The 5267-nt window shown below is 51.4% G+C and carries 5 protein-coding genes; all 5 read right to left on the bottom strand.

The window, feature by feature from the left end; all coding sequences use genetic code 11:
* Positions 1-188 precede the first annotated feature (188 nt).
* From ACG0Z5_RS23625 to ACG0Z5_RS23645, 5 genes are read right to left on the bottom strand one after another with little or no spacing between them, the layout of a single operon-like run.
* Positions 189-1256, bottom strand: a complete 1068-nt coding sequence (locus ACG0Z5_RS23625) for a hypothetical protein (RefSeq protein ID WP_394451579.1) — start codon at positions 1254-1256, stop codon at positions 189-191.
* A gap of 15 nt (positions 1257-1271) precedes the next feature.
* Entirely contained in the window at positions 1272-1796 is a 525-nt protein-coding gene (tssJ, locus tag ACG0Z5_RS23630) for a type VI secretion system lipoprotein TssJ (protein ID WP_394451581.1), read from the bottom strand.
* Entirely contained in the window at positions 1793-2893 is a 1101-nt protein-coding gene (gene tssG / locus ACG0Z5_RS23635) for a type VI secretion system baseplate subunit TssG (protein WP_394451583.1), read from the bottom strand. Before tssG ends, tssJ begins: the two co-directional genes overlap by 4 nt.
* The gene (gene tssF, locus ACG0Z5_RS23640) at positions 2872-4617 is read right to left on the bottom strand and encodes a type VI secretion system baseplate subunit TssF (protein ID WP_394451585.1); all 1746 of its coding nucleotides are present in this window, start codon (positions 4615-4617) and stop codon (positions 2872-2874) included. The genes tssG and tssF overlap by 22 nt, the downstream gene beginning before the upstream one ends.
* Positions 4605-5240 carry a hypothetical protein gene (locus ACG0Z5_RS23645; RefSeq protein WP_394451587.1) on the bottom strand — a complete coding sequence of 212 codons (636 nt, stop codon included), beginning with the start codon at positions 5238-5240 and terminating at the stop codon, positions 4605-4607. Before ACG0Z5_RS23645 ends, tssF begins: the two co-directional genes overlap by 13 nt.
* Positions 5241-5267 lie beyond the last annotated feature (27 nt).

Raw genomic sequence — 5267 nt, forward strand, 5'->3', positions numbered from 1 at the left:
CGGTAAAACGTGCTTTTTTCATAGAAATCTCCCCGATTCAGATTACGAGAAATTCTACTTATAAACACACCGTTTTTTCGGGGGGATTACCCCTCCAGCCAGAGGAGCAGACTACTGGCATCGGTTTTTAATTCAGGTGGGATAAAACGTTGCCAGTCTTCTTTTCTGTTGCTGTTCATACATTATCACTAACGAGAGGGGACTGGGGCATTAAGACCCAGAGCCGCTCGGGCCTGCTTTGATGCTATATCAATCCCCGAACCTGGTCGCTGCTGCTCCCATGAGAAGAACTGATTTGTTGCCATTCTTTTATTACTGGAATAATTCCAGTATTTTATAAAGCACTTCGTTGCCCACTCTATCTGATTAGTCGATGCGAGGACCAGCCCAAGATTATTCCACGATGATCCCCGCTGGGGTGCAATTTGAAGGGACGATGTCAGATTCATTTGTGCGGCAGAAAGATTATTGCTCATATAGTAGGCATAGCCCAGGTTTCCCAGAACCTCAGCATCTGAAGGATAAATGGACTTCGCTGCCTCAAGATTTTGTATCGCCAAATAATATTGACCAGAACGAATTTGCAGAATTGCTTTTTGATTGAGTTCACGGGCCTCTGTTCTGTCTCCCCGGGTAATTACGACGGAAGGTGAAGATATGCCTGCCCTGCTGTATGAAGCATTAACTTGTTGAGCATTCGAATAGCGCACCGATATATTTTGTTTATCCTGAAAGGTGAGGTAATAGACATCACTCGGTGGTGTTGTCAGCATTTTATATTTAACGTTTTCAGGGAAATTCATCTCGGTATAAATCTTATCCATATCCAATGACAATGATCTGGCAAAGTCAGTATCAGTCGCATTTATACTTATACGATGCACGCCAATAATACTTTCTGGCATAGCATAACGATGAGCCCCAGCGCCGAATAAAAGAACACAGGCGCTGACACACCGCCATCTATTTGGAACAGCAGTCGTTAAATGATTTTCAGAAATAATCAGTGACATTGTAAGTGCATCATCGACAACACCACCCGGACTGTTCAACCAGACTTCTGCCAGAGGAGTATTATCTTGCCTGAATGAATTGATTTTTCGGGCAAATAATTGCGCATCACCACTGGATATAGCACCATCAACTATTAAGACAAAAGTTCCATCCTCCAGAGCTTGCGTTTGAAACTGTAACGTTGCATAGGCTACATTGGTAAATAATAAGAAAATAAAAATTAGCTTAGCAATATGCCGCATAGCCTTCCCCCTTAATTATTCTACTGTTTTCACTTCCAACGTATTCTTAGCCATCTCAATCACCCGCGCATCATCAGGATCGAGCTCATCACGCGTCAGTACCAGTCGCCAGTTGTTTTTACGCACGTCCGGGGTACGATACTGAGCAACAATCGCTACAAACTGCGCTTGCTCATCCATCGGCATGGTGAAGATTGCACTCTGCTGTGGACGCACCTGGATTTCTTTTTTTGCCACCAGGTCATCGCTGAGCGTGGCTTCAGCATCCTCCACCAGCGCGTTATAACCGGCTTTATCGAACGCCTTGCGGCCTTTCAGCTGGTAGACCTGTACGCGGGTCGCCAGGGCCATACCGTCTTCGTCAGGGTTCAGTTCAGCACGGGCACTAAACTGCAGGTGAACAACTTTGACCTTTTTATAAAACACAGCTTTTGCCACGCTCTTACTACCATCGGTAACGCCCTGGGTCAGACCGCATCCGTTAAGTAATGGGGTAAGCAGCATCAGGGCCAGTGGTAGAGTTATACGCTTTATCATCATATTTCGTCGTCAATCTCCGTGACGTCTCGTGGGTGTGGATTCATCGTGAGCCCTTCGTAAAATCCAAGCTTCACGGTCAGTTTATCGGGCATCTCTGGGTCGGGAGTATCGCTGTCATCTTCCTGGCCCAGCAGGAACGAATACCCCATATATACCGCATCCTCATCGTTGCGTTTCACGCTGAGACGCGGAGCCGAAAACAGTCTGCGCGGCATGGTCAGGGTGATATGTGCGTCATAGCGCCAGCCGAGATACACCCGCAGGAGTGACAGCAGGTCGTGATACAGCGGCTGATGCGGGGGCATCCAGCCTCGGGCATCCGTTTTGCTCTCCGTGTAAAGACGAAGCTCCACGGTACTGTTGATATCGGTTGCCACCCCGCCGAGGATCGGACGGTCATCGAGGAAAAAGGTGCCGTCCAGCCGGGGCTCAGGGACCTCCACTTTACGCCGGTAGTTTGGCGCGACAGTTACCTGCGTATCCTGGGTCACCATTTGCACCAGCTGTGTCAGGCCATCGGCGGTCTTACCGGGCTGGCGCAGGATATCGATGATGGACAGAAAACGTGATAACGGGGCATCGAGGTTATTACCGGTGCCGGGAATACCCAGCCCACCAATGCTCAGCAGGCACAATGAAATGGGGTCCGTACCGCCCGGCTCAAACGTTGCCGGGTAGTTATGCTTGCGCCAGATACGATAAAACTGCGTCAGAATACGGTGGTTGAAGATATCAAGAAAATGCTCAACCGTTTCATGCCCCTCGCGCCTCTGGGCGATATCATCGATATAGGCCGTGGGAAGCGGGGAGTCGATACCGTACAGTCCTGAAAAGGTGGTTCTGACGGTCGGCGGCGACAATGGGTCATCGTCGGGATTAACCTCAATGCCTTTAAATTCACTGGCCGGAAAACCCATACCCGGATGAGGCCGGAGGCGCACCGGGTCATTCTTTATCTGTGAGGTGGTGCCAATCAGGGGTAATTCCGGGTGACGCTGTTCCAGCCACTGCATAAACCGGTAGAAGCTGGTATACGGCAGCCGCTTCCCGAACTTCTCTTCCAGTTCGGTGAACGTCAGTTGTGATTCTCTTTCCATCGAAGGCATTTTCCTGACGGCTCCAGTATCAGTGTCAGACGGTTATACAGGTGCATATCAGCAAACTGCGCCAGGAAGCGGTTCAACAGGGAGCCAAACAGCCAGACATCCCCTTCACCGCTGAAGTGGCCGGTATTCAGCGTCACTTCGATATCCACCCCGCGCATCAGGTAGCGCTTCCATTTCTGCAGTCGCCAGTGTTTAACGTCGGTGATGCCCGCCAGCCTGCGCCTGTTTTGTTCATTATCGTCCCAGCAGTGCAGCGCCAGGGTATTACGCAGCACCTCTGCGTTATCCATCATCCACAGGAAGCTGCTGCCGCACTGGCTCAGCATCTGCCAGTGAAAACGGTCACGCTGGGGGGGATAAGCCGCCAGTGTGGGTGTACTGAGGTTTCGCACCCTGACCGGTCCCTGGGTGGTGCTCTCCAGCGTATCCAGCAGCACGCTTTGCAGGACTTTACGGGGTAACACGCCGTTGGTGCCGGTGAGACTCAGGGCCAGAGGCTCTTCGGGGTTCTGGCGTTCATGCTCAAACGCGTCCCCGCCGAGGGTCAGGAGCGTTTCATTCCGTCCCGAGGGGCCACGTTTGATGCGGGCATGGTAATAACGCGCCGGACGTTCATGACGCATCATGCCGCTTTTCTGCTGAAACTGACGAAAAGGCGTATAAACAGCCGCATCTTCGGAGAAAGAGGTTGCCACCTGTTCCACCCCAAAGATTTCGGTATGCGGGTCATTATCACGCAACGGACGCAGCGGGTATTCGGTCTGATGCGCATTGATTGCCAGCGGTCGCGCATCGAGGCGAAACAGGTTCACCACCGGCACACAGTGCAGCCGCAGATTCTCTTCACTGACGCTGAAATCAGGCGGCCAGAACGTACTGAGCACAAACTCCAGTTCGAACCATTGCGGCGCTTCCGGCCAGTCGATGGTTTCCAGGCCGTTCAGCTCAACGAACATAAACTTTTCACGGAAGGTGAAATATTCCAGCAAACGCAGATGCTCCGGGTTCTGTGTCTCCTCCACCGGCCAGACCACTGAATCAGACTCAAAGCCGGTTGGCCGGAATCGCGCCCCGAATGGCTGACGATCGATATTCCCCGGCAGACGGACATAGCTGGCTGTCACGCGACGGGTCAAATATAGATGCAGCAGTGAGGCCAGTGGCGTGTCACCGTGCAGATACAGCGGCAGAGCACGCAAATCCACCTGTCGCCAGTCGGTACTCCGGCCACAATGAAAACGCATCCGCAGCACCTGCTGGCCGTCCGGTTCGGTAAACAACCCGGCATGTTTCAGCTCAACAGGATTCAGCACCAGGTCTCGGGTAGTACGATAACGGCAGCGGATATGATGGTCACCCACCGGCTGTGAGACGACTTCGCTGTGTTTATCCACCTCTTCAGGTAGTTTAAGTTCATCCACATCCGGGGCTATCTCCACCACGCACACCGATGGCAATGGGCGCAGGATATGCGGCCACAGGCGGCTTATCAGCCCTTCGGTCAGTTCAGGAAAGTCATCATCAAGTTTCTCGCGTACCCGGCCCATCAGAAAGGCGAAGCCCTGGAACAGTTGCTCGACCGATTCATCGGCCGCCCCCGGTGTTGTCAGGCCCAGTTCCCGCGCCTGTTCAGGGTGTAGCCGTGCAAACTCCCGCGCCGCATCCCGCAGGTAGCGCATCTCGGCATCGAAGTAGCGGAGGGTTAGGTCTTCCATTTACTCCTCCCCCATATGCCCAGCCGGGTGAAAAGCGACGGAAGGGATACTTGCACAGGGGTAAGAGCCTCTTTCGCAGGCTGGACCTCCACCTGTTGCAGTTTTTTTTGTTTCTGTTTCAACCAGGGCGAAAAGCTGCCGTAAAAACGTTTCGCCCCCTCAAGCCTGCCAGTTTCTCTGGACATTCCGAAAACCAGTATTATCCATATCAGATAAAAAGCCATGCCAACGCCAGCAAATATCACCTTTGCCACACCATCATCATGTTTGCTGAGTCCGAAAAGCACGACAGATCCACCAATAAAAAAGATGGTGATAAAAATAAAGACAAGCACCGCATCACGAAAGCGCCGATTGTAACGCAGTTTATTAAACGTAATATCCAGGCCATCAATATCAATAAACTCGGGGCTTTTCAGGAAAAAATTCAACTCAGAAGCATTAAATCGCCACCCTTTCTCACATATGAATTCCAGGATCAACTCATTAATGCCCCTTGGATAATACATCCCAATACTTTCATAGAGAGTTTTAATTCTGTTCTCTACATGTGGCAATGTGAAGTGGTCAACAAAAACTGGCCACAGTTTTGGAGTTTTTCCAGAACAATCGCTCTGATTCATTGGGTGTTAAGCCACCGTTATATTGGT

Source organism: Scandinavium sp. M-37 (genome assembly GCF_043558715.1).
In the GTDB taxonomy this organism is placed as follows: domain Bacteria; phylum Pseudomonadota; class Gammaproteobacteria; order Enterobacterales; family Enterobacteriaceae; genus Scandinavium; species Scandinavium vulneris_A.